This window comes from Streptomyces sp. NPDC002809 (assembly GCF_040295435.1).
In the GTDB taxonomy this organism is placed as follows: Bacteria; Actinomycetota; Actinomycetes; order Streptomycetales; family Streptomycetaceae; genus Streptomyces.
Map to the genome: position 1 here is coordinate 1 of NZ_JBEOVJ010000108.1, position 25217 is coordinate 25217.

Here is a 25217-nt window from a genome sequence, read left to right on the forward strand (position 1 = left end):
AGATACGAGCCGACCTCCACCTCGGACTACTCCAACTCGCCTGCAGCATCATCTGCTTGAGACGACTCCGAACCTCATTCTGAAACCATCAGTAAACGCTGTCCAACCGGCGACGATTTCACTCCGTCACGCAAACCTGCTGGTCGAGGCGGCGGGGACCTTCAGAACTGCTGCGTCAACGGAATGCACCGGCGTGGACACCCACGCATCAATGGACTTGAAGGGTATCCCTCGAACGGTCGGCCCAATGACAGGATGCAGGTCCGATCGGCGTCGGCAAACGCCCTTCGGACGCAAGGACTTGGAGCCCGCACCCGCTCTCGCGCCGTGACGCGTGGGAGCCTCTCGACCTCAGGAGGCACGACCATGTCGCATCCGTCCGTTCCCACTCGCTGTGTGGTGCACGGTGAACCCCGCCGCAACCAGCTCTCCACCGTCGATGCTGTCGTCATCGTCGTGATCGCCGTGCTGGCGTGCGGGCTGTCCGCGACAGGCCTGGGCCCGTCGTCGGTCCTGTCCGTACTGAGCGGCGCCGGGGTGGTGGCTGCGGGCACGCTGATGGCCGTACGGGGAAGAAGCCGGACCCCGGGCCGCAGGTTCGCCCGCGTCCTGCACGCGTTCACCACCGCCTGAGCGTCACTGGTGGGGCGCAAGGAGAGGCCGATCACCTCGTCGAACAAGGCACTGGTCGCGTTGGCCCAATGGCTGCGCGACCAACGATCGGCCCGCGGATACTCGTACGCGGATCTGGCCGACCGTTCCGCATGCCATGCGACGACCCTTCAACGGGCGGCATCAGGTCGGTCGATTCCCACCGAGCAGAGCGTACGGATGTACGCGCGGGCTTGCGGGGCGTCGGAGAACAAGGCCATGGAACTGTGGCAGCAGGCCTGTGTCCGCGGCTCCGGCGGCCCGCCACGAGGTTCACCCAATCCACTGACGATCGATGGCATCGGCTCGTTCAAAGCCGGGCTGCGCACCTTGTACGAGCTGGCCGGCCGTCCGTCGATGCGTGAGATGGAGAGGCAGGCGGGTACAGGCTGTCTCCCGCACAGCACAGCGCACCGCATCGTTCGGAGCCGGACCTTGCCGCGCGATGTCCATCAGCTGACGGGATTTCTGAGCGCGTGCTCGATCGGACCGGCCGAGCATCCGTTGTGGATCGACACCTGGCGGAGAGTGCTCGGGCAGGAAGTCCCCCCTGTGCCGCCTCTGTCGCCTCTGCCGCCGCAGAGACCGACCGGTGTGGAACCGGTGGTCTCTGCGGCGGCGAGACCCGGGATACGGGCGAGTGACGGGCCTGTCAGGGCGGCACCGATACGCGCGGAGCGATCCCCGGAGCTCCAGTTCTCCGTGCTCGGACCGGTGCGGGCCCGGCGGGGCGACGAGACGCTGCCGTCCGGCTCACCGATGCAGCGTGCCCTGCTGGCGGCCCTGCTCATGCGGCAAGGACGTACGGCCACGGCCGCCGAACTCATCGACGCCATCTGGGGCGAGGACCCTCCCTCCCAGGCGCTGGCGGCGCTTCGCACCTACGCCTCCCGGCTCCGCAAGACCCTGGGCCCGCTCGTCCTGACAAGCGAATCGGGCGGGTACACCATACGAATCGAACGCGAGGCAATGGACCTGACCATGGCTCAGGACCTGGCGGCGGAGGCGGAGAAGGATCGGGCTTCCGGCAGCCACCAACGGGCCAGGGCCTATCTCAACGGGGCGCTGGCCCTGTGGGACGGCGAGGCCCTGGCCTCCGTTCCCGGCCCGTACGCGGAGTACCAGCGGACCCGGCTGGAGGAGTGGCGGCTCCAGCTCACCGAGACCCGCCTCGACCTGGACCTGGAGGTCGGCTGCCACGCGGAGGCGGTCTCCGAACTCACCGCGCTCACCGCCGCGCACCCGCTGCGCGAACGGCTGCGCGAACTCCTGATGGTCGCCCTGTACCGCAGCGGCCGCCAGGCCGAGGCCCTCGCCGTATACGCCGACACCCGGCGGCTGCTCGCCGAGGAACTGGGCGTCGACCCACGCCCCGAACTGGCCCAGCTCCAGCAACGCATTCTCCAGGCCGACGAGGAACTGGCCCGCCCGGCGGCCCGACCCGCCGCGGCGGCGGCCCCGGCTCGCCCCGCACAACTCCCTGCGACAGTCCCCGACTTCACTGGCCGCACCGCGCTCGCCCGGGAGATCGGCGACCGCCTCGCCGTCGCGGAGGGCGTCTCCGTCCTCTCCGGCATCGGCGGCGTCGGCAAGACGACCCTGGCTGTCCACGTGGCACACCAGGCCCGTCGGCACTTCCCGGACGGGCAGCTCTACGTCGACCTCCAGGGCGCGGGCAGCCGGTCCGCCGAGCCCGGGAAGGTCCTCGGGGCGTTCCTGCGGGCGCTCGGCGTGCCGGATTCGGCGGTCCCCGACTCACTGGACGAGCGCGCCGCGCTCTACCGCTCCACGCTCGACGGCCGCCGCGTCCTGGTCCTACTGGACAACGCCCACGACGCGGCCCAGATCCGCCCCCTGCTCCCCGGCACGGCAGGCTGCGCGGCCCTGGTCACCAGCCGGGTCCGCATGGTCGACCTGGCCGGCGCTCACCTCGTCGACGTCGACGTGATGTCCCCCGAGGAGGCGTTCGAGCACTTCTCCAGGATGGTGGGTCCCGAACGAGTCGACTCGGAGCGCAGTGAGGCCCGCTATGTGGTTGCCGCCTGCGGCTTCCTGCCTCTGGCCATCCGCATTGCCGCCTCCCGCGTGGCGGCCCGCCGCACCTGGACGATCGCGACGCTGGCGGCACTGCTCTCGGATGAGACCGGCCGGTTGGCTCAACTGCAGGCTGGAGACCTGGCGGTGCGACCTGTCATGGAACACAGCTACGCTCAGCTGGATGCTGAGCAGGCCCGCGCCTTCCGGCTGTTGAGCACATCGACCAGCGTTTTCCTGTCCATGTCCGAATCGACAGCTCTTCTCGACCGGAGCCCAGCACAGGGACAGGCTCTCGTGGAAGGACTGATCGATGCCGGTCTGCTTATGCCCGTAGGACCAGGTCACTATCAAGTACACGCTCTGGCACGGCTCTTCGCACTCTCTCTCCGCGCTACATGACCCCCTCGCCGACACTCGCACGCCATCGAGATCGGCGGGGTGCTGCCGGCCAGCCCGGCGGCGAGGTCCAGCAGCGCACCGTCCACCACGAAGGGACCCGGGACAACCCCGGGAGCGGAGCCTCCCGCCGCGGCACTGAACCCCTTTGAAGGCGCCCCGGCCCTCCTCCTCATGGCTGCACCAAGTGAGGCGATCGCCGCAGAATTACACGGGCTCTCGAAGAGGTCCACACAATCGAGCGCCACTCGGCCTCTTCTCGACGGCACCCGCCGCCCGCCCGGTGCAGGCGTCCCGACCACCACGGGCTCGCGGCAGTGATGCCGCGAGCGGCATCAGAGCCAGCCGTTACGGCGGAAGCCCCGGTGGATGACGAGGCAGGCGGTGGCGATGACACAGAGGACGAGGGGATAGCCGTAGGTCCAGCAGAGTTCGGGCATGTGGTCGAAGTTCATGCCGTAGACGCCGCACACCATCGTCGGCACGGCGACTATCGCGGCCCAGGCCGTGATCCTGCGCATGTCCTCGTTCTGGGCGACTGCGACCTGGGCGAGGTGGGCCTGGAGGATGGAGTCGAGAAGCGCGTCGTAGGAGGCGATCCGCTCGGCGGCCCGGGCCAGGTGGTCGGCCACGTCGCGGAAATACGCCTGGATCTCCGCGTCGACGACGGGGACGGGCTGTGTGGCGAGCCGCTGCAGCGGCCGGTCCAGCGGCGCCACCGCCCTCTTCAGCTCCAGCAGTTCCCGCTTGATCTGGTAGATGCGGCCCGCGTCACCCCTGCCGCTGTCCGCGCTGAAGACGGCGTTCTCCACGACCTCTATGTCGCTCTGCACCGCGTCGGCCACGGCCGCGTACTCGTCCACCACATGGTCCGCTATGGCGTGCAGTATCGCGGCCGGCCCCTTGGCCAACTGCTCGGGAAACCTCTCGAGATCGTTCCTCAGCGGGCCCAGGGAGCCGTGCCCGCCGTGCCGGACCGTGATGACGAAATCGGCGCCGACGAACGCCATGAGCTCGCCGGTGTCCACCACCTCGCTGGTCGCGGTGAGCTCCGTGTGCTCGACGTAGCAGACGGTCTTGAAGACCGCGAACAGCATGTCGCCGTACCGGTCGACCTTGGGCCGGTGATGCCCCTGGACCGCGTCCTCGATGGCCAGCCGGTGCAGGCCGAACAGTGCGGCGAGGCCGGTGAACTCCTCGCGGTCCGGCTCGTGCAGACCGATCCAGACGAACCCGTCGCCCGCCTTGCGCACGCGCCGCAGGCAGTCCTCGACGTCTCCGTGCCCGTCCTGCCGTACGCCGTCGCGATAGACCACACAGTTCACCACCGAACTACCCAGCGGCGATCGCGCCGGATGGCTCAGGTCCACGGCAAGGCCTTGGCTACGGCGGACCGCGCGGCGGATGTTGCTGAGCATCGGCACTGCGACTCCTTCGGCGAACGGGCGGCCAGTGTGCCACCCGCCACCGGGGCGCGGTGTACCGGTGCCGCGCCCCGGGTATCAGAGTCGCGTCAAGGTCACAGCACTCCGGCCCCCACACCGCTCACACCGCTCACACCGCTCACACCGCGAGTGGTCCCTCTGAACTGACCCCCACCCCGGGAACACAACTGGCCACGCGCCGGGTTTCTGATGGCCACCGGCCTGGGCCTCCGCGGGAGGCCTACCCGGGCATCTCAATGAGCGTTGACAACTGTCAGGCGGTGCGGGCAAGTGCCGGCCGCTGCCTCCGACTACGGCCGAATCACCGAGCGTTTTCAGCGTGGCCACTGATCAGGTGACGCCAGTGAGCCGAGGCACGACAGTTGTCGCAGGCAGGTTGTCGTCACCGGCGGGGCCGCGGGCCCTATTCCTCCGACGAGCTGCTCGGCGGGTGCATCGAGCAGCGGACCGGGGTGTGGCCTCTGCTGCTGGAGCCGCCGAACTCGGTCTCCCCGCCCTCACTGCCCATGGCCGTCGGCGGGCACCGCGCCTGTCTCGGACACGGCCCGTCGGCCGGTTGTCACGGTAGGGCGAGGACGTCGTCGATCGCGGACCGGATCTCCTCGTCCTGGAGGATCGCCCGGTAGTCACGGTGTGCCGCCAGCCTCCGGTCGAATCCCTGCACCGTACGCAGGACCGCACGCGCTGCTGGGGAGATGGTGCCGATCCGGGCGAGGGCCTGCAGCGCGTCGAGGAAGCTGCCGTAGGTGTCGTCGCCGTGGGCAACGGGAGGGAGGTACTCCTCCAGGACGGACACGCTCGGTTCCGGCTCGCTCGTGATCGACCAGAGCGCGACCGCCGCCTGCAGCCGCGCCCAGGTGTCACCATGTTCCATGACATGCCGCACCCGGTCGGCGTAGGTCGCGGCCGCCGGGCCGAAATCGCCGAGCCAGACGAGCGGACCGTAGAACGGTTCCTCCTCGGTCAGCACCGCCTCGCCGATCAGCCGCAGCGCCGCGTCGCGGTCGCCGCCGAGGCGCCAGGCGGCCCACGCCACCTTGTGGTGGTTGCGGGGAAAGTCGAGGACCGTGCACCGGCGCACGGCGGGCTGCGCGAACACGGCACCAGCCTTACGGCAGCGACCCAGCACGACATCGACGGCTGGCTCGTCGGCGGCCACCACCTGCGACACGTCGCCAGCACCTTCCTGTCCTGGGCCGTGACCCACCAGCACGCCAGTCGGATCGTCATCCGCCGCACAAGGGGCGACATCCCGACGCCGGTGGTCGGCCATGACCGACGCTGGGCCCTGATCCGCACCCTCCTGCACGACACCACCCTGCCCACGGCCACCCGCCTGGCCGGACTGCTCCTCCGGCTCTACGCCCAGCCCGTCAGCCGCACCGCGCGCCTGCGCCCGGACCAGGTCACCCGCACCGGCGACACCGTCCACCTCGCCCATGGACCGCAGCCCAGCGCCCTGCCCGGCCCCTTGGCCGAGCTCGTTGTCACGCTCGCCGAACGCCGGCACGGCCACGGCACGCTGGGCCGCACGCCCGACCACCCGTGGCTGATCCCCGGACGCGACGCCGGCCAGCCCATCTCCGCAAGCGCTCTGCCTCTGGCCCTCAACCAGCTCGGCATCCGGGCCCGCCCCGCGCGCAACACCACCCTGATCGAACTCACCGCCGAACTCCCGCCCTCCGTTGTCGCACGCCTCCTGGGGCTCAACATCAACTCCGCCGAACGCTGGTCCACAGAGGCCGCCGGCCAGGCCACTTACGCGATCGACCTCGCCCGGCGACCCCTGCGGCAATGAGACCGCAGGCGGAGCGGGGCGCCCCGGGCGACGGTCAGCCGACGCGCCTTGAGTGGAATCCATTGGGTGCAGCAGTGCGGCCCGCCCCCGCTCGCCCTGGGTTCGGCAGCGGCCTCACCTTCTTCGCGACCCCAGACCGGCTGGCCGCCTTCGCCGGCCTCTCATGCCGGGGAAGAAGAGCGGAAATCTCCACCGTCCCCGCCACTACCATCACGGTCTCCAGCGCGTCTTCTTCATGTCCGCGCTGACCGGCGTCCGCTACGACCCCAACTCCCGGACCTTCTACGACCGCAAACGAGCCGAAGGCAAACGCCATACTCAGGCCCTAATCGCCCTCGCCCGCCGCCGTGTCAACGTCCTATCGGCCTTGATCCGGGACCGGCGCCTCTACGCGGTCGTGCCACCACCAGACACGGCGTCGCCCTGATCGCGGGCCTGCTGTGCGATCCCGTCCAGGACTGCCTGCACTTGACGGTGACCGGCTACTTCGCGCGACCAGACGAGCGTCCTGCGGCACGGGTCCTCTTGGTGCCAGGTGTCGTAGTCCATGACGGCAACGGTGTCTGACAGCCGCCACCGCGAGGAACCCCATGAGGCTTCAGGCACCTCCACCAGGCCGTCGAGGAGTTGGACGGCCGAGGCGGCAAGGCTGTCCATGGGCCATGGCTTCCACGTCGCGACGGTGTCGGTGAGGGCATGTGATTCGATCAGATGTGGGAGCGACGGGGCGATGGGGAGATAGGGGCTGCCGCCGTCGATGTCGGTGCCCACACCGCCGTTGGTGTGGATCAAGTCCCGGCACGGCTTCGACACCCGCTCGCCGGTCCATTCGAAGTACCAGCCTCCTCTTTCCGGGTCCTGCCATGCTGCCGTCCGCAGACCGAGGTGGTCGTACTCCCACCCGCGGGTGGTCTCGTACCGGTCCCCGTTGACGATCCAGCTACGTCGTATCTCGTAGCGCAGGCCACCGAACTTCTGCTCGAAGCCCTCGCACCGGATGATGAGTTCCATGGGAGCGGGGACGAGTTCCCCCGCGTGGTCGCGCACTCGCCAGTGCTCCATCGGCAGCCCGAACCGAGTGGGGGACTCCTGCCGGCCGGTGCGACGCAGGAGGTCTCGTGCGCGTGGCGAGAGCTCGGATGGATCTTCCAGGATGTGCATCCTGAACTTCATTTCCAAGGGAAGGTACGGCTGTCAGGCAGTCACGTTACCGGCCATCAGCACCGGTCCCACGGCTTGACTTCTCCATTGGGAAGCCAGTTGAGCGCATCTCGACACAGCCCACGCACACGACAGGGCCCGGGCGCGGCCGAGAACCCGGGTGGGAAAACGGATCGACGGCCCTGCGCTCCGCAGGCGAAGATGCGGGGCTATCGCTCACCCTGCCCGGAGGACCCGTGGGATCCAGAGATGCCGACATCGACTTCACTTTCACGTGCCCGACCACCGTGCGGGCCGTTCTGGACGCGTTCACCGGAGCGGGCTGGACCGCGGTGCTACCGCCTGGGGGCGTCTCGTACATGCTCAACGATGCGGACGACATGCACGACTGGTACGACAGCGCGCCCGACGGCATCGGCGAGGTGGTAACGCTGTTGGACGCGCCGGATAACCTGCCCTACGCGGTGGCCCTCGACGTCTACCACCAGGAAGCGGGTACAGGGGGCATGCTCCTGTTCCTGCCCGGCCGCACGGACGTTTCCTTCGTGCCCTCCATCGAACGTCGCCGCATCCCGGCGGCGCCGGAATTCACCGACCTCGCCTGGTACCTGCACTCCCTTGTCCCGGCCCTCGTCCCGGCAGGGCTCGAAGGGTACAAAGCCACAGAGGTCCGGTACTGACAACGCCAGCTCAGCCCCAGCAACGGGCGAGGCGGGCAAGTGCGCGGGTCCTGGTCCTGGTACATCGCTCAAGGGCCAACGAGAACGCTCAGTCGCAGTCGGCCAGGCCGACTGATCGCATACGCGTACTCGAACTCGTCATGCACGGCCTCGAGCACAGAATTTCAGCGATCTCGACGAGCCGTTGTCAAAAGGTGGGCAGCGTGGACACACACTCATGCGCATTCCGCACGTTCTGATAGCCGAACCCACCAACAGCCTCCTCGCGGACCCGGAGGAGACCGAGCCGCTCGCGGCCGTGCCACGCGAATCTCGCGACGGCCACCTCGGCGATGACGGCCATTCGCGAATGGCGAGTGGCCTCACTTGAGGCAGCTGTGACGTGCGGGCGGGTGGGGCGGGTCGAAGGACGATGGCGTTGTGGCACGAATCCCCGTGCAGCGCTTAGCCTGCGGGCCATGAATCCGGATGCTGAACTGAGCACGCTGGCAGCCCAAGAGGATCTTCCCCCTGATCTGGTGTGGCGTCTGCTCCGGCATCCAGCAGCCCGCCGCTCGGCAGCACTGCGGCGTCGGGACCTGACCGGGCAGATGATCGAGGAGATCATCGAACTCGGATCGGCACGTTCCCTCGCGGCCAACACCTCCGTGCCCGCCGACGTCAGGGCCCGCCTGGCGGAGCATCCGGAGCCGTCGGTCCGGTGCGGAGCCGCCGCGAGTGTCGCGGATGAGCCGCCGGGGTTGCTGGCCCGGTTGGCAGGCGATCCAAATCCCTCCGTGCGGTCGATTCTCGCGATGAACGACCACCTGTCGCCCGAACTGCTGGCCCGCCTGGCCTCAGACCCAGAACCCAGTGTGCGGTCGTCCGTCATCCAGCACTGGCGTGATGCCCCGGACCGGGTACGGAGGGCTCTGCTGACGGATGCCGATGCCACAGTCCGTAGGAACAGTGTTTCGGCATACTCCCCGCCAGCGGACCTACTGCCAGGTCTGCTCTCTGATCCGGCAACCCGGGCCGCCGCCGTCCCATACGCAGTCCCGGTGCTGGAACTGGCTACCGACCCGGATTCCGCCGTGCGCGAGGCCACCGCCGCCCATCCGGACTTGCCTGCCGACCTGCGTGATCTGCTGGCACGGGACCCGGACATTTTCGTCCGCACCGCAATCGCAGCCCGCCCGGACATCCCACTGGCTCTGCGTGAGCGAATCACGACGAGCGTGGAGACCGACAGCCCCCTCGCGAATTGGATCCTGTCTTTCCACCTCAACCCACACACGTGTCCCGCGCCGGCACCGGCCCCACCGATTCTGAACCGAGCCCAGGCGGAAGCGCTCCTCGCCACGGCTGCCCTGTAGGCGCGGCTGGAAGATCGCTGAAGAGGGCCGTTAGCCATCATCTCTATCTACGGACTTGGCACGGGAGGCCGTGAGAGACGTCTCCAACGGGGGATCGGGGCACTTGGCCCGCAGTCGGTGAAGCCGGCTGTTCTGACTGCAGTAGCGACCGTGTCAGCCGTGACGAGGTGCCATACGCCACGGCCATCCACGCGACGGTTCAGGCCTTCCAGGTTCCACGCACGACCTGACCACCACCCGAACTCCCGGCATCGTCGGGGCACTCACCGGTGCACGGCTCAAGTGCTGGGCGGACCAGGCGTACCAAGAAGCGGGTGGACCCGTCCGGGTCCCGTTCCGGGGCCGCCGTGCGAGGAAATGGAAGCGCCGTCACAACAGCGGTCACGCCAGGATCCGCTGCCTTGGCGAGCAGGCCATGGCCACTCTCAAGGCCTGGCGCCTCCTGCGGAAGTTCCGCTGCAGTACCAACCGGATCACCGACGAGAGGTACGTCGACCAGGACCGCGCCCCACCATCGTGCAGCACACTGCGCGGGACGTGCTTGAGCGCCAACCGAAGGTCACGGAGTCAACCTTCGGCCGGCGGAGCGGCGTTGTGGGCATGGAACTCGCGCGTCCGGTGCTGGCTGCGGCCGTCCGTGTCGCTGCTGCGGGACTCGGGCTATGGAATGAGAGTGGGTTCTGGCTCTCGGTGGGCGGGGTCTTCGCCCGCAGGGTGCAGGGGCATGGCGGCGTAGTCGGTGCGGCGGGCGCCGGCATGGGCGTCGCCGCGGGTGTGCCAGCCCCAGTGCCGAATACGAACGACAGCCCAGTATTTTGCCGGGTACAGCAGCAGGAGGGTCACCAGGATTTCGGCGGGGGTGGCCCACAGCAGGCGCCATAGGCGCCCGGGCAAGCTCATGCCCGGGCGCTGCATGACGTATTGGGAGGCTTCCAAGTAGCGCACGAGCACGTACGAGCAGCCGATGGTCCACAGGTACAGCGGATGCGTTCCGGAGAAGGCGCCGGTGGCCACCATCGCTGCCACGGCCGGCAGGAACAGCCACTGTACCGAGCCTGCCAGCGGGGCGATCAGTTGCTTCCAGGAGAGGTTGGTGATGGCGAAGGGCAGTGCGGCCCAGGCCGATTTACCCCAGCGAACACGCTGCTGGAAGGTGTCGCGGATGGTGGTGGGCATAGCGGAGTGGACGCGTGCGTCGTGGACGGCGATGACCTGGCCGCGCAGGAGGGCGTACATGGTCAGCCGGCGGTCGTCGCCGGCAGTGCCCGAGCTCACGTAGTCGCGGACGTTGTCGAAGAGGATCGGAGCCCGGTACAGCGACAGCGCTCCTGAGGTGGTCTCGACCACGCCGAAGACCGATCGTGAGGCCCGGTTGACCAGACAGGCCGTCCCCACGTTGAGGTCCATGAGCCGGGTGAGCAGGTTGTGGTCGTGGTTGCGGGTCATCACCAAGCCGGTGGCGGCCATCACTCGTGGCTGGGACATCGCCCGCAGCAGGTATTCCAGCGCGGTGTCCTCCACCACGGAATCGGAATCCACCGTCATCACGAAGTCCCAGTCCTCACGGCGCAGATGCGACAGAGCGTGGGCCTGAGCCCGGCGTTTGCCTGCATTGTCCTTGCGGTGAAGAAATACGCGGGGGTGGTCGAAAGAGGGCAGCGGGTGACGCACCGACCCGTCGTCGACGACATGGATCTCATCGACCGGGCGGGTCTGGCGCAGCAGGGCCGCGATCGTGGCTTCCAGGAGCGCGGGCTCCTCCTCGAAAGCGGGAACGATCGCGACGACCCGGCCCTGCGCGACGGGACCGCGACCGTGCCGGCGATTGATCTGCGCAGCGGCCACAAAATAGGTGATCAACATGGCGTTGACCAGATACACAATGGTGAGGAACAAGCGTTCGTCGGGGTTGATGACCAACCGGCAGGTGGCCGCCCAGCCGACCGCCCCGATCACGCCCAGCACGCAGACGACCACGCCGCTCCGGGCTGCGGCGCTACGGTGCATAGCGGTTGCGACGATTGGCGTAACGGTAGAGTACTGCGCCGCCGAAGACGACGAAGAGAATGACAGCCAGCACCCACTCGTAGGCGATCGAGACCCCGAGCATCGTGATGCCGGCTCCGGTCTGGGCAAGGCTTTCTTTTCCGTACATGTAACACCTCCGGCCTGAGCATCCACCAAAGCCCTCGGTACTACGCCCAGTAGGAGCCGGACGGGGCGCGGGACCGGCTTATTTCACGGTAATGGCCGTATCGGTGGCGCGGTGATGTCGGTCACCTGCCCTCCTGTCGTAGCGTCACCACCAAACGTCTCCTGAAGGCGTTCCCACCGGGATGGACACCGGCTTTCTCCCCGCATCGTCGTTGACGTCGCCAGAGGTCGGCACTGGAGGCAGCATTCTCCGAAATCGGACTGCGTCCGGTCTTTCGCCACCCAGCCAATCCGAAAGGCACGTCATGCGCTGCGACCTCGTCGTCATCGGCCTCGGCTACGTCGGTCTGCCTCTCGCGGTGGAGGCCGGCCGTTCGGGTCTGAGCGTGACGGGCCTGGATTGCGACGCTCGTGTTGTCGCACGGCTCAACGACGGCACGTCGCATGTCGACGACGTGGACGACGCAGCGGTGGCGGACCTGCGCACCGGAGGCTTCATGGCGACCACGGACGAGCGCGTGATCGCTGAGGCCGGCACCGTGGTCATCTGTGTTCCCACTCCCCTGTCGGATCACGGTGGACCGGACCTGAGCATGGTCGAGAACGCCTGCGCGATGGTCAGCCGCTGGCTGCGCCCGGGCACCCTCGTCGTGCTGGAGTCGACCACCTACCCCGGAACCACCGACGAGGTGGTGCTGCCCATTCTTGAGCAGTCGGGACTCCGCGCGGGCAGCGACTTCTATCTGGCCTTCTCCCCGGAACGGGTCGATCCGGGGAACACTACCTACGGAATCCGCAACACTCCCAAAGTCGTCGGGGGATATTCGAATGCCTGCACCACGACTGCGGCGATCTTCTACAGAAAGATCGTCGATCACGTCGTTGAGGCCGCCGGCACTCGCGAAGCCGAAATGGCCAAACTCATCGAAAACACCTACCGGCACGTCAACATCGCACTGGTCAACGAGATGGCGATCTTCTCCCACGAGCTGGGTATCGATCTGTGGGACGCCATTTCCTGCGCCGCTACCAAACCCTTTGGTTTTCAGGCGTTCCGCCCGGGGCCGGGAGTCGGCGGTCACTGCATCCCCATCGACCCGAACTACCTCGCCCACAAAGTCCGCACGCTCGGGTATCCCTTCCGCATGGTCGAACTGGCGCAGGAAATCAACGCCCGGATGCCGCGCTACGTCGTCGAACGCGCCCAGCAACTCCTGGGTAGCCACGGCATCGCGCTCAGCGGCGCGAAAGTTCTTCTGCTCGGCGTCACCTACAAAGCAGACATCGCCGACCAACGCGAAACGTCCGCCCTGGACGTTCTCAGAGAACTTCGCGCGCACGGAGCGCAGGTCACCTATCACGATCCCTACGTCAACAACTGGGACGTCGACGGTGAACCCGTACCTCATAACGCCAGCCTCGCCACAGCCCTCGAACAGACAGACCTGGCAATCCTCCTGCAGCAGCACACAGCATTCGACATGCACGAGATCGAACGCCTCGCCCCACTCCTCCTGGACACCCGCGGCGCCACTCACCCCCACCCCCACATTGCCCGCCTTTGACAAGGCTCAGCACAACACGGCTCGTGAGACTGGGCCGTGTGTCAACGCCGCGAGACTGCGAGAGAAACACTGGTCGAAGCACGGCTCATGTCACGCCGCGCGAGAACCTACAGCTGGGAAGGATCGGCACGCCCCGGGCTGGACGCACGTGCCGCCAGTCATGGGCACGGGGTGCGGTGGCGGGTCGCGTCACAGCAACGCGGCGATGCCCTCCCGGTTCCCTGGTAGCCCGGCCGCGCGGAACCACAACCAGTTGCCGCGGATGCTGCCCGTCGCCTAGTCGGTGTCCACGAACGCCCGCAACAGGGCGCGTTGGGCGGAGGTGAGCGAGCGGGTCCGGCCGTAGCCACCCGAGAAGGTTCGGAACAGGATCGGCTCGCATTCGTGGTCGACGACGGACCTTTGGGCGGCGGCCACCGGGGCAGTGGCCGCCTGTGCCACCTCCGCGAACGATCCGGCCAGGTCGAGCGCGGAACGCAGCACGGTAAACCGGAACCACCCGTCGACCCCGTACAGCGGCTGCGCGGCCCCGTTCGCTGCTACTGAAGGGTGGGTTCAAGCAGCAGAGGTGGATTCGAGCAGCAGTTCGCTCAGGTCCGACGGCATGGTGATCATGCAGTCGTGTCCCGTCGGCAGTTCCCTTATCCGTGCCGGGGAGCCGTTGGGCTGTGTCGCGGGGACGGGCCGCCGCACGATGCCTTCCGGCTCTGCGCCGACGCAGTGGATGTGCGTACGCGGAACCGAGGCCACGGCGGGGTTGTCCATCCGGACCGGCTGCTGCAGGCAGCGCACCGGCTGGTCGGAGAGGGTCGCGCGCAGCCATGCGACGTCTGCCGGGTCGGTGACCCCGAACAGGCCGAGGGGCGGAGGCATCTCGGGCAGCGGCGGGATGCGCCAGCCCTGGTCGGTCCCGGCGGCCAGGTCGATCAGGTTCTGGGTCATGGGCTGCACGTCGACGGCGGTCTCGCCGTGCTCCGGGACCATCGCGTCCAGGTAGACCAGGTGCGCGATCCGTTCCGGTACCTCGTTGGCCACGGACGAGACGACCAGCCCCGCGTAGCTGTGACCCACGAGCACCACCTCGGTCAGGTCCTCCTCGTGGATCAGCTTCACGACGTCCTCGACGTGTGTGTCGAGCCCCACCTCGGGGCCCAGCAGGTGCGCCTTGTCGCCGTAGCCGGTCAGCGAGGGCGCGAACACGCGGTGCCCGGCCGACTCCAGCAGCGGGGCCACCCGCTCCCAGCACCGACCGCTGTGCCAGGCACCGTGTACGAGCAGAAAATTTGACATGCGGGGACTTCCTTGGAGGCGTGGAGGCACGGGAACATCACGGTTCCTGTTTGTGCCTCGGTATTCTTCGGGAACCGCATTCATCGTGCGGCACCTGCCACGCCCCGATCAATAAGGCACATTCAGGTGCCCCGGTTCTCTGGAGGTAACCATGAGCGGCACAGTGGGCGACGAGCCGTCGCCGGCAAATGCGGAGGGCCCGTGCCAGGCCCGTGAAGTGCTCGGCATCGTCGGCGACAAGTGGTCGCTGCTGATCGTGCGTAACCTCAGCCAGGGGCCACGCCGCTTCACCGAACTCAAGCGGGCCGTCGACGGGATCAGCCAGCGCATGCTCACCGTCACCCTGCGCGGCCTGGAACGCGACGGGATCCTCACCCGGACGGTCCGCAACGTCATGCCACCGCACGTCAGTTACGAACTCACCCCGATGGGCAGAACCCTCCGCGAAGCCACCGCACCCCTGTTGGAGTGGAGCACCACGCACCTGACACACATCGACGCCGCCCGCGCCGTGTACGACGCCCGCCCCGACACCCCGCCCGCCTGACCCCCGCCCGGTTGCACCCACAGACCGGCAGGTGCCACTCGATGAGCTTCCCCGGGTCATCGGTGAACCGTTGCCGCGCCCAACAGCGTGCGGACGCCGGGGTCGACAGCACGGAGGCCGAGCCCCTGACGAGGAGTCCGACAGCCGCTCCACATCTCACGCAGCCGCTCGTGTCCCCCGGTCGGACTCCTCCGCCAACTCGTCCAGAGCCGCACGCGCGAGAGGAATGAAGCGCTGCCGCATGCCGTCCAGGAGAGGGCCCGTCTCCGCAGCCGCGGAGCGATAGCGATCCTCCTGCTCATCGGTCAGCGGCCCCTTGCTCAGTTCCATCAGGTACTGAATGGGCGGGTGGACGTGCCGGTCCACGGCTTCGGCGTACTCGGCACCGGCCTGCGCCACACCAGCGGGTCCTTCGAGCTCGACCGTGGTCGCCGCCTGCCGCGTCGCGCGTACCGCGTCGATGGCCGCACCCCGCCGCATGTCATAGCGATGCTGGTCGTAGGGCTCCAGCGTCAGCCGTGCCAGTTGCCAGATGGCCCCCTGCGCCTCATGCGCCGCATCCAACAAGCCCTGGTAGGCCCCTTGTCGACGATCCCTGCGCCACCTCCGGTGCTCGACCCGCAGGTCACGAAGCGCAGCGCGATCCTGTGCGGCCTCCTGGCGTATCTGCTGCCGTTCCAGAGCCTCGTTCTTTCGCCGTTCGATCCGGGCGGCCACAAAGGCGGTCAGTCCGCTGCCCAGCAGCGTGCCGAAGATCGCGATGGCCGTGGTCATCAAGGTGCTCGTCACAGGGAGACATTGTGAAGCACGGCCGCGCCCGTCCGGACGGACGATCAGCGCAGGGCAGGCTCCGTCCCGCAGAGGACGGGCGGCCGCGTGCCCCTTCGCGAGCGAGGAGCGGTTCGCATCCCGAGGAGGCGTAGCCGCGGGATTCCAGCCTGCGGACCCACCTGTCGCATCGAGCCTCCACCTTGCATTCGAAGGCGAGATCACCCCCTCAGAGGGGCAGGTGACCACCTTGACCGGCCTCCGTGCGTAATGTTCACAGGCACACACCATGCACGGCGTGTAATTGCGCGAGTCAGAGAGTCACAATTCCTTGTTCTTCAAGGTTGATTGACTCGACCGCCAGCGATTATGCGGCTGTGACGGTATCGACACCGAGGAATCAAAAAAAACTTCCCGGAAGGGGTTGTATCCGCCGACGAGGTTTGAGTTCATAGGCGAGCGCCCATCAAAAAGGGCCCCCAGCCGACTACTTGGCGGTGGCGGCTGAGGACCCGAGGCGCTGTGCCCTTCGGGGGTATCCGAGAGAGGAACAGTCCTTTGCCACGCAAGCGTAAGACAGCCATGCCCCAACGCAACAGCTCCAGGCAGGAGCTGATCTCGTTGGTTCCTGTGATCGCGGTGTCGTCGGCCGGCGCCGCACTCGTCATCACCAGGTCAGCTACGCCGACCGAGGCAGCCGGCTTCGCTGTCGCGATCCTCGCTGCCATCGGTTGGGGGTCTCACCGCAGGCGGTGAGGAACCGCTTCCGCCCACGTGCGCCCCACGACCCGTCCGGCTCGTGGGGCGCCCTTGCGGGGCGTCGCTCACCCGCAGCGGAGCGACTTTCACCGGCGGCATCGAACCGCGCCGGGTTCCGCGCTCCCGGGGCGCATGACGGACGAGCACATGACGGACGAGCGCCGGGCCCCTGAGCAGGGCCCCGCGGCGCGGGCCGGCCAAGGAGTCGCATGCGACCGCACCGAGCTGTCAGGCAGGGGTCTCCTCCTTCAGCGAAGGCACCGCGTGTGGCCGCACCACCATGAGCGGCCCCTCCAGGGTCGCCACCATGGCGAAAGGGAACCGGTCGAGCTCAAGACAGAGTGCGATGTCGTCGGGGTGGACTCCTTGGCGCACACCCTCCGCCAGCTCGGTGGCGGCACGTGACTCGGCAGCGCGGCGGAGGAACCCGGCAGCATCCGTCCCGGCCCCGGTGGCTCGCCCCGCGATGTACTGCGCACACGCCAGATCTTCGTCGGCCCGCCCGTCCTCGCCGGTGACGACGAACGTGGCACTGCCGCTCTCGCGTGTCCGCAGGAGCTGAGCCGTCGCCTCCGCCACCACGAAGGAGGCGCACAACACCAGTTGGGCCTCCTTGACCGCAAGGGCGCCGACCGTACCCGCCGTGGTCTTCTGCACGACGGTCCGGCCGGAAAGGTCGATGGAGCGCAGCATGCCCGGCGAGTTGACGGTGTCGAACCCGGGAGCGGGCGGACCGTCCTTGAGCGCCACCCAGTCGGGGTGGCGCTCCTTGAGTGCCAGCGCCTCGTCCAGTGACTCGGCAAGAACGATCTTTTCCGCCCCCCGGCCGAACGCCCAGGCGGCCACGGTGAAGGCGCGCATGACGTCGACCACGACCGCCACCGTCGGGGCTTCGGCCAGATCGGCGGTACCAAGGAATCGAGTGTCCATGCCGCTCATGATCACGCATGCCCGAGCCGAGGCGCCCGGTGAGTGATGCACAACACTTCGACGGTCTCGGAGCGCAGCGCCTCACACCGTCGATGGGCAGGGAACTCTCGGGCCGGGGCCGGGCCTTGCGGACCGGGAAGAACCCGGCGCTATGGTGGGCCGATGGCGTCGATCAAGCAGTTCCAAGTCACCTTCGACTGCGCAGAACCTGAGCGCGTCGCTCGCTTCTGGTGCGAGGTGCTGGGGTACGTCGTACCTCGGCCGCCGGAGGGCTTTGCCACGTGGGACGCGTTCAATCGCTCGTCGGCGCCCGAGGACCAGGGGGCGGCGTTCACCTGCGGTGATCCCTCAGGTGTGGGGCCACGGCTGTACTTTCAGCGCGTCCCCGAAGGCAAGGTCGTCAAGAACCGGCTGCATCTTGACGTGCGGGTCGCCACCGGGCTCGTCGGTGAGGAGCGCCTGGCCGCGCTCGAGGCCGAATGTGCACGGCTGATCCCTCTCGGCGCGGTGCGCGTGCAACTCCTGCCCGCCGATGACGACAACGAGTCGTGCCTCGTGATGCAGGACATCGAGGGCAACGAGTTCTGTCTCGACTGAGAGTCAGCGGCATGCGCGCGCAGGTCCGGAATCCGACGGGATCAAGCCCCGAAGTCCCGTCCGACGGCAGCCACGTGACCGTACGGATACGAGTGAACGACGGTCCGGGAAGGTACGTCCCTCACCAGCCGACCAGGGCCATGGAAACCCGGCCGAGCCATTCCTCGAACGAGACAGGCCGGCCGGCCAGGTGCAGTGGAATGATCCGGTCGCAGGTGGCCCGGCCGTCGAACCAGAGCGAACCGCGGAGTGCGCCGGTGACGACGAGCAGCGTCGCGAAGCCGCACCCGTTGTCCTGGACGAACACGGCGCCGGACGTCTTGCGCTCCTGGAACACCTCGTATTCGGCGTCCCACTGTCGCCACGCTGCCCGGTAGGCGTTCTCGTCCGGGAAGTCGCCCGTCAGCGGCTCGCGCGCGTTCAGCTCCTCTTCGTCGGCGCCGTAGGAGTCGGGATGCGGAAAGGCGGTAGTGAGCAGGTCGTAGTTGGTGTCCGAATCCCCGTGCCAGCCCCAGCCCGCCGCGGACCGGCGCAGGCGGTTCACCCCGTCGCCCGCGCCCCCGCGGAGCAGGTACGCGCGGTACTGGTCCGGGAACACGATGCCCAGCTCCGCCTCCGCTTCACAGATCTCCGTTTCGGACAGTGGCGGCGCCGGGCAGTCGTCCGGCCTCGCGGGAGAACCGGAATCGTCCGAACGTCGCCCCCGGGCCGTACGTCGGGCCTCCGCCAACCAGTCGGTGGTCATACGGAGAGCGTAGCCGCGAGCGATCCGCCGGAACCCCGCCGTGGTGCGGGAGCGTCCCACCAGGGTCCTGAGGGTCGACGGCACCCGGATCACGACCGACGGATCGCGACCGACGCACCGGAGCCGCCGCTCAAGCCGACGGATCGCGACCGACGCACCGGAGCCGCCGCTCACGCCGACGGATCGCGACCGCCACACCGGACACCGGGGCCGCAGCTCAGGCCGACGCAGCTCAGGCCGACAGGTGGGCCAGTACCGAACGCATCGCGTGGTGCACAGCCTCGCGCGACTCCTCCGTCGGGTCGAGGGTCTCGAAGGCGTGCCGGCCGTTCGGTACGTCGACCACCTCGACGTCCGCCTCGCACTTCCCTGCCGCGGCCAGGAACTCCTCGACGGTGGCGGCGATCTCGGGCGACTCACGCCCGGCCCGCGTGATCACGACGGGCAGGGCGCCCGCGCCCGCCACCGCGTCCACCGGGTGGAACCGGCCGTCGACCGGCCCCCAGCCGGGAAGCGGAACCAGGATCGGGTAGGAGGCCGCCAGGCAGCGCAGCCACGGCGGCGGCTTCCTCAGCCAGTCCGCCGTGAGGAGGCCGCCACCCGAGAGGAACCACAGCGCGATCCGGTCGGGATCCACCCGAGGATCGGCTCTGACCAGCTCCACCGCGGCCGCCACGTCCACGGCGGCACGCGGGTAGTCGGCCATGTCGTGCAGGCGGTGATCGAAGGTGACGCCGACCGCCCCCTCCGCGGCCGCGTAGCGGGCGTATCCCTTGAGGGCCGGCCAGTCCCGCGGGGTGGGCCGGACCCCGGCCGGCACCGGGCCGCCGTGCACGAACAGGACTGCCGGCCGGGGGCCATCGGCCTCGGGCAGGTACAGATCGACGTTGCCGGTCCGCTCGTGCGGGATCTCCGGCACGTCCAGCAGGAACGGCCGCAGATGCGCGGGCGGCTCCGCCGAGCCGGGCGCCACCAGCCGGTGCCCCTCGCCCGCGGCGGCCCGCAGCAGAACCTCGGCCAGCTCGGCCGGGAGCGACAGCATCGGCCAGTGCCCGGTGGGAAGTTCGAAGAACGAAACCTGGGGGTCGGCCAGGGCCAGGAAGACGGGGTCGCCGAGGTCCACCCGCCGCTGGACCATCTCGACACTCGAACCGTTCCCGTTGCACAGCACCCCGGTGACGGGCACCGATGCCACCTCGCCGGACAGCCGCAGCGGCTGGAGCAGCGTGCGCAGTGGCTGCGGCGAGGCGAGAGCGGTGAGCCGGTCCAGCGCCGCTTCGGGAATGCCCGCGGTGCTGCCCCAGCGCTGCCACTCGTCCCGGGCCGGGGCGGCCAGCCCCCGGTCGGCCCCTCCCGCTCCGGTGTGCCCGGCCACCTTCTCGCGCACGGACGGGTCCGCGACGGCGGCCAGAGCGGGCACTCCGTTGCGGCCCGGTCCCGTGTCGAGGCAGACGATCCGGCCGATGCGCTCCGCTCGGCGGTCGGCGGCGCCGAGCACCGGGTGTACGCCGTAGTCGTGCCCGACCAGCACGATCTCCCGGTCCGGGCCGGCCTCGGCACTCACCGAGTCGATCAACGCGAGCACGTCCTCGATGTGTGTCTCCAGGTCGATGCCGTCCGTCGCGGCGCCCGGTGGCCCTCCGAGACCGGTGAGGGCCACCGTGTGCACCCCGGCGCCCGCCGGGACCAGGCAGGCAGCGAGTTCCGCCCACACGTGCGCCCCCGTGAACATGCCCGGCACCAGGATGAATTCGGTCATGACCTCTCCTCTGCGATCCGTCGTCGGCGGTCGGGCCACGTTCGTCCGCCGCCCTCGCCGGTACGGTAGAAGCTCCCCCTGAGGGAGGTTCAAGTGTTCATGTCGCACGACGACGGCCTGTGCAGCATCGGTGAGCTCGCCGAACGCGCGGGCATCACCGTCAAGGCGGTCCGCTTCTACTCCGACAACGGCTTGCTGCCGGAGGCGTCCCGCAGCGCGGGCGGGCATCGCCGCTACGGCCCCGACGCGCTCGGCCGGCTGCGTATGCTCCGCTCCCTGCGCGGTCTCGGCCTGCCGGTGCGCGAGGTACGCCGCGTCCTCGACGAGGAGGAGGACGGGGCGGAGGCCGGGGCGGGAAGCGTGCTGGAGGACGTCGTCGCGGGGCAGTTGCGGGAACTGGGCTCCCAGCTCACGGCTCTGCGCTGGCGGGAGGCGGGGATGCGGCTGGTACTGGAGTGCCCGCCCGCGGAGCGGGCCGACCGGTTGCGGCTGATCGGGGCGGTGGCCGGCCCGCCGAACACGGCCCCCCTGGCCCGGTTCTGGCGCGCCTGGCTGCCGCCGCGGATGCCGGCTCGGGCAACGACCGCCTTTCTGGAGGTGGCGGTGGCTCAGCCTCCCGACGATCCGACTCCGGCCCAGGTGCTCGCCTTCGCGCGGCTGAACGCGCTCGTGACCCGCCCGTGCACGGGCGCCGAGCGGACCCAGCCAGAGGCGCACAAGGCCTCGGAGGCCCGCGCGTCGGCCGCGCTGTACGCGGGTCTCGCGCAGGCGTACGAACTGGCCGGCACGCAGTTGCGCCGGGGTGTGGAGCCGCACTCCGGCGAGGAGCTGGACAGTTTCGTGGGCGCGTACGCGAGCGCGTACGACAGCCGGGACACTCCGGCCTTCCGCGGCCTGCTGGCCGGTCAGCTCGCCGCCGACCCGAGGATCGACCGGTACTGGGAGCTGACGGCCGACGTGATCACCGCGCCCGGCGGTCCGCCGGAGCCGACCCCCGGGTCCGCGCACGACTGGCTGTTCGCGGCATTGGACGCGCAGACCGCCGCGGCCGCGGGCTGAGTCCGACCGCGTACTCCCGGTCGGCCCCGCCCGGCCTCGGCGTACGGCTCCCGGGCCGCCCCGGCCGAACAGCCCGTCCCGTGCGCCGGGCACCCGGTCGAGTACGGGTGATGCCCGTGCCGCCGTCATGCCGGCCGGTACGGTCGCGTCGTCGGCCGTCGCGTCGTCGGCCGTCGCGTCGTCGGCGGCCCACGACGACGTCCCCGCGCACGGCGTCCGGGACCTGCTGCGGGCGCTGCCCGTCCGGCGCTCCCCGCACGCCCCGCAGCATCCGCGCGCCGGCGCCGGGCCGGACCACCGTCGCGCCGGAGCCGGGCCCGGGCCGGGCCACCGCCCGTGTCTGCGTGCCGGCCGTACGGAAGGCATGCTGCTGCACCGGGGGCCGGACCGTGGGCCGTCTGCTACGACCGGACGAGCGTCCTGGGCTGAGGCGACGGCGGGGACAGGCGTCCCGAACCAGGCGTCAGCGCATCTCCGCCGTGATCGCCCACCGTTCGTGGTCGCGCCAGGCCCCGTCGATGAACAGGAAGTCCGGTGAGAAGCCCTCCAGCCGGAATCCCGCCCTGCGCACCAGGGCGATCGAGCCCGCGTTGGAGGGCTGGATGTTGGCCTCCAGCCGGTGCAGGCCGAGCGGTCCGAAGGCGTGCCCGATGACGAGGTCGAGCCCCTCGCTCATCAGGCCGCGCCCGGTTGCGTGGGCGAAACCGCCGTAGCCGAGCGCGCCGCAGCGGAATCCGCCGATGACGATGTTGTTGATGTTGATGAAACCGGCGATCGAGCCGTCGGCCGGGCTACCCGCGGCGCCGTGCCGCTCGCACACCAGGAATCCCGCCTTGGTCGGGTCCTCGATGAGCACGCCCGCGTAGGCGGCGTACGCGTCGAGGTCGGCCGGCGGGAACAGCCAGGGGCGGTGCAGCTCCCTGCTCTCCCGGACCCGCGCGGTGAACTCGTCCGCATCGGCGTGTGTGAAGGGGCGGATCGCTGTGCGCGGCCCCTCGGCCAGGTAGGTGGTGTCGGACATCGGCCCAGCGTAGATCGTCGCAGCCCGGCCCACCGGGGCCGGGCTGCGAGGACGCCTACTTGGGCCGTCTGCGGAAGAAGTACCCACCGCAGGCCATGCCGGCCAGGAACATCACGATCAGCCACACGTAGAGCGGCATGGTCACCAGCGGGACGATGAGGCGGACCTCGACCTCTTCGGTGTTCTCGACGATGAACACGACCGACAGGACCGCGATGACGATGACGAGAATGCGTGCCGGTGTGAACGCACCTGCGCTGTGCTTGCTGCCGCTCGACACGTCCTTCGGGCTCATGGAGCCGCCCCTTCCCTGGTTCCGGTACCCACCGCCCCCCGGAGCACCAGGATGACTCGGTCCGGTTGCCGAGGGGCGGTGCTGTACGGCCATTCGGGTGACGGCGCGCGCCCGACCGCTGCTACCGCCTCACTCCGCCGTGCCGCCGACCACCGGTAGCTCCAGCACTCCGGTGTCCCCGGGCGCGCTGACGACCGTGACGGGCTTGATGCCGCGGTTGCCGAAGTACGCGCTGTCGCTCGCCGCGATCGCGAACTCCAGCCGGTGCCCCGCCTCGTACCGGTGGACGATGCCGGGCAGCTGAACGGTGAAGGGCCGGGTCACGTCCGGCACCCGGACCGGCGAGACGAGCCGGTTCACCAGCGTCCTGCTGCCGTCCGGTGCCACGTCGTACACCTTGGCGAACAGGACGAGCTTGTCGGCGGCGTCTCCGCTGTCCTGCACGCGCTCCGTCTTCGGCGAGACGACCTTCAGCGTGGCCTTCGGGGCCCCGACCACATCCACCGCCGAGGCGAGCGGCGCACTGGTCCAGCCGAGGTAGGTGCCCTTGGTGTCGTACGGCTTCGGATCGGGCAGCCCGATGAGTCCGGCGAGTGAGCTCTCCGAGTGGCTGGTGGGCACAAGCCAGTTGGTGTACTGGCGGCTGCCTCGTGCGACCTTGGCGCGGTTGTCGACGAGCTTGCCGTCGCCGGACAGGTACATCTTCCGCGTCGGGCCGGGGACGGCATCCGCGGTGCCGTAGCCGCTCTCCCAGTCGCGGTAGTAGGCGAACTCCGGTCCGGTGTCCCTCGTCGCCTCGTGGCGGAGGTAGCGGTCGAACCAGGCGAGGATGCGCCCGCCGACGTAGCTGGTCTCCAGATTGCCCTGTCCCAGGTCGAGTTCGCCCTCCGCCTGGCCACCGCTGTGACCCCAGGCCTGCCAGATCATCTTGGCCGTGGTGCCCTGCGCCTTGAGCGTCCGGTAGGTGGCCGTGGCCTCGTTGAGGTTGAACAGGCTGTCGGCCTGGCCCTGGATCAGGAGGGTGGGTGCCTTGACGCGGTTCAGGTACGAGACGGGCGAGACGCTGCGTGCGTAGTCGAGCATGGCGGCGGTCCTGTCGGCCGGGTAGCGGCCGGAGTTGAGCAGCCGGATGGTGTCGCAGGCCCGAGCCGCGAAGTGGAGACAGTCCAGGCTGCCGAAGCGGGACGGGTCGAGGCTGGGGCTGAGGATCGTCTGCCCCTCCCCCATCAGGTAGAAGCCGTTGGTCCACTGCCATTTGAAGACGCCCGCGGTGTCGGAGGAGACACCCGCTGCCGCGCCGGTGTTGTTGGGAGCGAGCGCGTAGCCGAGGTCGTTCCAGGTGATGAGCGGGACGAGGGCGTCGACGCGGGGGTCGACCGCCGCGGTGGCCATCTGGATGGCCCCGCCGTACGAGCCGCCGATCATGCCGACGGTGGGGTCCCCGGGGCCGTCCTGGGTGACGAAGTCGGCCTTGGTGCCGTCGTCGGCGGCGCGTGTTCCGCCGAGGAAGTCGACGAGGGCGGCGGCCGCCCTGCCGTCGGCCTCCGGGTCGTCGAGGGTGATGAGGCAGCCGGACTTGCCGAAGCCCAGGCCGGAGTAGACGAGTCCGGCGTAGCCGCGCGACGCGAACGACTTGCCGATGCCGTCGGTCGAACCGTCCGACTTGCTGCCGCCGAAGCCGTTGGTGGCGAGGACGGCAGGCACGGGGTGCCGCGCGTCGACCCCGGCGGGGCGGTAGAGGTCGGCGTCCACGGTGCAGGAACGACCGCCAGCGGACACGGTGAACTTCAGCGGGGTGACGGTGTATTCGGACGCGGCGGCAGCCGTTCCCGCCTGTGCGGTGCCGGCGAGCGCCAGGGGAGCGGCGAGCGCGGCCCCGGCGACGAAGGCGAGTGGTCTGCGGGACAGCGACTTCGACGGCTTCGACGACTTCGACCGGAGCCGGGAGCGGGAACCGGAGACAGCACGCGACACGAGGACCTCCACACCGAGGACACCTTACCGACCGGTAAGTATTGGGCCGCGCTCATGCTGTGACACAGGTCATAGCGGTGTCAACGCTCAGGACAGCGTTTCCTGAAGGTTGTTCAGCTTCTCCGCATCACGGCCCCGTTCGGGCCACACCCCCGCACGCCTGGCGCACCCACGTGCGCCAGGCGGACACGGCGAAGGCCCCGGGGGGGGGGCGGGGGGGGGGGCGGGGGC

23 protein-coding genes and 3 pseudogenes are annotated in these 25217 nt (G+C 69.3%); 12 read left to right on the forward strand and 14 right to left on the reverse strand.

All coding sequences use genetic code 11. The features are described 5' to 3' along the window. The first annotated feature begins 366 nt into the window (after positions 1 to 366). From ABT025_RS35870 to ABT025_RS35880, 3 genes and pseudogenes are all read left to right on the forward strand, one after another. Positions 367 to 633 carry a hypothetical protein gene (locus ABT025_RS35870; RefSeq protein WP_351002864.1) on the forward strand — a complete coding sequence of 89 codons (267 nt, stop codon included), beginning with the start codon at positions 367 to 369 and terminating at the stop codon, positions 631 to 633. A gap of 9 nt (positions 634 to 642) precedes the next feature. After that, positions 643 to 852: pseudogene (locus ABT025_RS35875) on the forward strand (helix-turn-helix domain-containing protein); the annotation flags it as partial. A gap of 429 nt (positions 853 to 1281) precedes the next feature. Beyond that, positions 1282 to 3066 (forward strand): annotated as a pseudogene (locus ABT025_RS35880) (AfsR/SARP family transcriptional regulator); the annotation flags it as partial. Positions 3067 to 3419: 353 nt separating this feature from the next. Here the strand turns inward: ABT025_RS35880 and ABT025_RS35885 are convergent. Continuing rightward, entirely contained in the window at positions 3420 to 4502 is a 1083-nt protein-coding gene (locus ABT025_RS35885; RefSeq protein WP_351002865.1) for a magnesium and cobalt transport protein CorA, read from the reverse strand. Between the two features lie 586 nt (positions 4503 to 5088). Beyond that, on the reverse strand, positions 5089 to 5700 hold the full coding sequence (locus ABT025_RS35890) for a hypothetical protein (RefSeq protein ID WP_351002866.1): 612 nt from the start codon (positions 5698 to 5700) through the stop codon (positions 5089 to 5091). Between the two features lie 27 nt (positions 5701 to 5727). Here ABT025_RS35890 and ABT025_RS35895 point away from each other — a divergent pair, with 27 nt between their 5' ends. Both ABT025_RS35895 and ABT025_RS35900 read left to right on the forward strand, forming a co-directional pair. Continuing rightward, positions 5728 to 6327 carry a hypothetical protein gene (locus tag ABT025_RS35895; RefSeq protein ID WP_351002867.1) on the forward strand — a complete coding sequence of 200 codons (600 nt, stop codon included), beginning with the start codon at positions 5728 to 5730 and terminating at the stop codon, positions 6325 to 6327. A gap of 104 nt (positions 6328 to 6431) precedes the next feature. Then, positions 6432 to 6754 (forward strand): annotated as a pseudogene (locus ABT025_RS35900) (transposase); the annotation flags it as partial. Here ABT025_RS35900 and ABT025_RS35905 read toward each other — a convergent pair. Next, the gene (locus ABT025_RS35905; protein WP_351002868.1) at positions 6715 to 7500 is read right to left on the reverse strand and encodes a hypothetical protein; all 786 of its coding nucleotides are present in this window, start codon (positions 7498 to 7500) and stop codon (positions 6715 to 6717) included. The pseudogene ABT025_RS35900 and the gene ABT025_RS35905 sit on opposite strands and share 40 nt — an antisense overlap. 347 nt (positions 7501 to 7847) lie before the next feature. Between ABT025_RS35905 and ABT025_RS35910 the strand changes: the two genes are divergently transcribed. The 3 genes from ABT025_RS35910 to ABT025_RS35920 all read left to right on the forward strand — a co-directional run bounded on the left by ABT025_RS35910 (position 7848) and on the right by ABT025_RS35920 (position 10259). Next, the gene (locus ABT025_RS35910) at positions 7848 to 8168 is read left to right on the forward strand and encodes a hypothetical protein (RefSeq protein ID WP_351002869.1); all 321 of its coding nucleotides are present in this window, start codon (positions 7848 to 7850) and stop codon (positions 8166 to 8168) included. Between the two features lie 458 nt (positions 8169 to 8626). Further along, positions 8627 to 9523 (forward strand): hypothetical protein, encoded by an 897-nt coding sequence (locus ABT025_RS35915; RefSeq protein WP_351002870.1) that lies wholly within the window; start codon positions 8627 to 8629, stop codon positions 9521 to 9523. Between the two features lie 172 nt (positions 9524 to 9695). Then, complete coding sequence (locus ABT025_RS35920) at positions 9696 to 10259, forward strand: transposase family protein (protein WP_351002886.1); 564 nt, start codon at positions 9696 to 9698, stop codon at positions 10257 to 10259. Here ABT025_RS35920 and ABT025_RS35925 read toward each other — a convergent pair. Both ABT025_RS35925 and ABT025_RS35930 read right to left on the reverse strand, forming a co-directional pair. Beyond that, a complete protein-coding gene (locus ABT025_RS35925; RefSeq protein ID WP_351002871.1) occupies positions 10184 to 11488 on the reverse strand; it encodes a glycosyltransferase family 2 protein in 1305 nt (434 codons plus the stop codon). The two genes, ABT025_RS35920 and ABT025_RS35925, sit on opposite strands and share 76 nt — an antisense overlap. A 31-nt stretch (positions 11489 to 11519) precedes the next feature. Continuing rightward, positions 11520 to 11678 carry an RAMP4 family protein gene (locus ABT025_RS35930; protein WP_351002872.1) on the reverse strand — a complete coding sequence of 53 codons (159 nt, stop codon included), beginning with the start codon at positions 11676 to 11678 and terminating at the stop codon, positions 11520 to 11522. A 304-nt stretch (positions 11679 to 11982) separates the two neighbouring features. Here ABT025_RS35930 and ABT025_RS35935 point away from each other — a divergent pair, with 304 nt between their 5' ends. Further along, entirely contained in the window at positions 11983 to 13242 is a 1260-nt protein-coding gene (locus tag ABT025_RS35935) for a nucleotide sugar dehydrogenase (RefSeq protein WP_351002873.1), read from the forward strand. Positions 13243 to 13518: 276 nt separating this feature from the next. Here ABT025_RS35935 and ABT025_RS35940 read toward each other — a convergent pair whose 3' ends face one another. Both ABT025_RS35940 and ABT025_RS35945 read right to left on the reverse strand, forming a co-directional pair. After that, positions 13519 to 13725, reverse strand: a complete 207-nt coding sequence (locus ABT025_RS35940; protein WP_351002874.1) for a hypothetical protein — start codon at positions 13723 to 13725, stop codon at positions 13519 to 13521. A 72-nt stretch (positions 13726 to 13797) separates the two neighbouring features. Next, positions 13798 to 14532 carry an alpha/beta fold hydrolase gene (locus ABT025_RS35945; protein WP_351002875.1) on the reverse strand — a complete coding sequence of 245 codons (735 nt, stop codon included), beginning with the start codon at positions 14530 to 14532 and terminating at the stop codon, positions 13798 to 13800. Positions 14533 to 14683: 151 nt separating this feature from the next. On the opposite strand from ABT025_RS35945, the gene ABT025_RS35950 reads away from it, so the two are divergent. Further along, positions 14684 to 15079, forward strand: a complete 396-nt coding sequence (locus ABT025_RS35950; RefSeq protein ID WP_351002877.1) for a winged helix-turn-helix transcriptional regulator — start codon at positions 14684 to 14686, stop codon at positions 15077 to 15079. Between the two features lie 156 nt (positions 15080 to 15235). Here the strand turns inward: ABT025_RS35950 and ABT025_RS35955 are convergent, their stop codons facing one another. After that, a complete protein-coding gene (locus ABT025_RS35955) occupies positions 15236 to 15868 on the reverse strand; it encodes a cation:proton antiporter (protein ID WP_351002878.1) in 633 nt (210 codons plus the stop codon). A gap of 966 nt (positions 15869 to 16834) precedes the next feature. After that, positions 16835 to 17536 (reverse strand): 2-phosphosulfolactate phosphatase, encoded by a 702-nt coding sequence (locus tag ABT025_RS35960; protein WP_351002879.1) that lies wholly within the window; start codon positions 17534 to 17536, stop codon positions 16835 to 16837. Positions 17537 to 17698: 162 nt separating this feature from the next. On the opposite strand from ABT025_RS35960, the gene ABT025_RS35965 reads away from it, so the two are divergent. Continuing rightward, the gene (locus tag ABT025_RS35965) at positions 17699 to 18133 is read left to right on the forward strand and encodes a VOC family protein (protein WP_351002880.1); all 435 of its coding nucleotides are present in this window, start codon (positions 17699 to 17701) and stop codon (positions 18131 to 18133) included. 121 nt (positions 18134 to 18254) lie between these two features. Here the strand turns inward: ABT025_RS35965 and ABT025_RS35970 are convergent, their stop codons facing one another. Both ABT025_RS35970 and ABT025_RS35975 read right to left on the reverse strand, forming a co-directional pair. Beyond that, positions 18255 to 18878, reverse strand: coding sequence for an SMI1/KNR4 family protein (locus tag ABT025_RS35970; RefSeq protein WP_351002881.1), 624 nt, complete (start codon positions 18876 to 18878; stop codon positions 18255 to 18257). 232 nt (positions 18879 to 19110) lie between these two features. Further along, the gene (locus ABT025_RS35975; protein WP_351002882.1) at positions 19111 to 20637 is read right to left on the reverse strand and encodes an alpha/beta fold hydrolase; all 1527 of its coding nucleotides are present in this window, start codon (positions 20635 to 20637) and stop codon (positions 19111 to 19113) included. A gap of 99 nt (positions 20638 to 20736) precedes the next feature. Here ABT025_RS35975 and ABT025_RS35980 point away from each other — a divergent pair, with 99 nt between their 5' ends. After that, positions 20737 to 21696: a MerR family transcriptional regulator gene (locus ABT025_RS35980; protein WP_502972110.1), complete on the forward strand. Its 960-nt coding sequence runs from the start codon at positions 20737 to 20739 to the stop codon at positions 21694 to 21696. Positions 21697 to 22159: 463 nt separating this feature from the next. On the opposite strand, the gene ABT025_RS35985 is transcribed toward ABT025_RS35980, so the two are convergent. The 3 genes from ABT025_RS35985 to ABT025_RS35995 all read right to left on the reverse strand — a co-directional run bounded on the left by ABT025_RS35985 (position 22160) and on the right by ABT025_RS35995 (position 24920). Then, positions 22160 to 22717 (reverse strand): GNAT family N-acetyltransferase, encoded by a 558-nt coding sequence (locus ABT025_RS35985; protein ID WP_351002884.1) that lies wholly within the window; start codon positions 22715 to 22717, stop codon positions 22160 to 22162. Positions 22718 to 22772: 55 nt separating this feature from the next. Further along, positions 22773 to 23012: a LapA family protein gene (locus tag ABT025_RS35990; protein WP_351002885.1), complete on the reverse strand. Its 240-nt coding sequence runs from the start codon at positions 23010 to 23012 to the stop codon at positions 22773 to 22775. Positions 23013 to 23141: 129 nt separating this feature from the next. Beyond that, on the reverse strand, positions 23142 to 24920 hold the full coding sequence (locus ABT025_RS35995; RefSeq protein ID WP_351002887.1) for a CocE/NonD family hydrolase: 1779 nt from the start codon (positions 24918 to 24920) through the stop codon (positions 23142 to 23144). Positions 24921 to 25217 lie beyond the last annotated feature (297 nt).

What these genes read in the sequence shown, in the direction of transcription:
- ABT025_RS35870 (WP_351002864.1), top strand. Translation starts at nt 367, where the DNA reads ATGTCGCATCCGTCCGTTCCCACTCGCTGTGTGGTGCACGGTGAACCC.
- ABT025_RS35885 (WP_351002865.1), bottom strand. Translation starts at nt 4,502, where the DNA reads ATGCTCAGCAACATCCGCCGCGCGGTCCGCCGTAGCCAAGGCCTTGCC.
- ABT025_RS35905 (WP_351002868.1), bottom strand. Translation starts at nt 7,500, where the DNA reads ATGAAGTTCAGGATGCACATCCTGGAAGATCCATCCGAGCTCTCGCCA.
- ABT025_RS35910 (WP_351002869.1), top strand. Translation starts at nt 7,848, where the DNA reads ATGCTCAACGATGCGGACGACATGCACGACTGGTACGACAGCGCGCCC.
- ABT025_RS35915 (WP_351002870.1), top strand. Translation starts at nt 8,627, where the DNA reads ATGAATCCGGATGCTGAACTGAGCACGCTGGCAGCCCAAGAGGATCTT.
- ABT025_RS35930 (WP_351002872.1), bottom strand. Translation starts at nt 11,678, where the DNA reads ATGTACGGAAAAGAAAGCCTTGCCCAGACCGGAGCCGGCATCACGATG.
- ABT025_RS35935 (WP_351002873.1), top strand. Translation starts at nt 11,983, where the DNA reads ATGCGCTGCGACCTCGTCGTCATCGGCCTCGGCTACGTCGGTCTGCCT.
- ABT025_RS35945 (WP_351002875.1), bottom strand. Translation starts at nt 14,532, where the DNA reads ATGTCAAATTTTCTGCTCGTACACGGTGCCTGGCACAGCGGTCGGTGC.
- ABT025_RS35950 (WP_351002877.1), top strand. Translation starts at nt 14,684, where the DNA reads ATGAGCGGCACAGTGGGCGACGAGCCGTCGCCGGCAAATGCGGAGGGC.
- ABT025_RS35960 (WP_351002879.1), bottom strand. Translation starts at nt 17,536, where the DNA reads ATGGACACTCGATTCCTTGGTACCGCCGATCTGGCCGAAGCCCCGACG.
- ABT025_RS35965 (WP_351002880.1), top strand. Translation starts at nt 17,699, where the DNA reads ATGGCGTCGATCAAGCAGTTCCAAGTCACCTTCGACTGCGCAGAACCT.
- ABT025_RS35970 (WP_351002881.1), bottom strand. Translation starts at nt 18,878, where the DNA reads ATGACCACCGACTGGTTGGCGGAGGCCCGACGTACGGCCCGGGGGCGA.
- ABT025_RS35975 (WP_351002882.1), bottom strand. Translation starts at nt 20,637, where the DNA reads ATGACCGAATTCATCCTGGTGCCGGGCATGTTCACGGGGGCGCACGTG.
- ABT025_RS35980 (WP_502972110.1), top strand. Translation starts at nt 20,737, where the DNA reads ATGTCGCACGACGACGGCCTGTGCAGCATCGGTGAGCTCGCCGAACGC.
- ABT025_RS35985 (WP_351002884.1), bottom strand. Translation starts at nt 22,717, where the DNA reads ATGTCCGACACCACCTACCTGGCCGAGGGGCCGCGCACAGCGATCCGC.
- ABT025_RS35990 (WP_351002885.1), bottom strand. Translation starts at nt 23,012, where the DNA reads ATGAGCCCGAAGGACGTGTCGAGCGGCAGCAAGCACAGCGCAGGTGCG.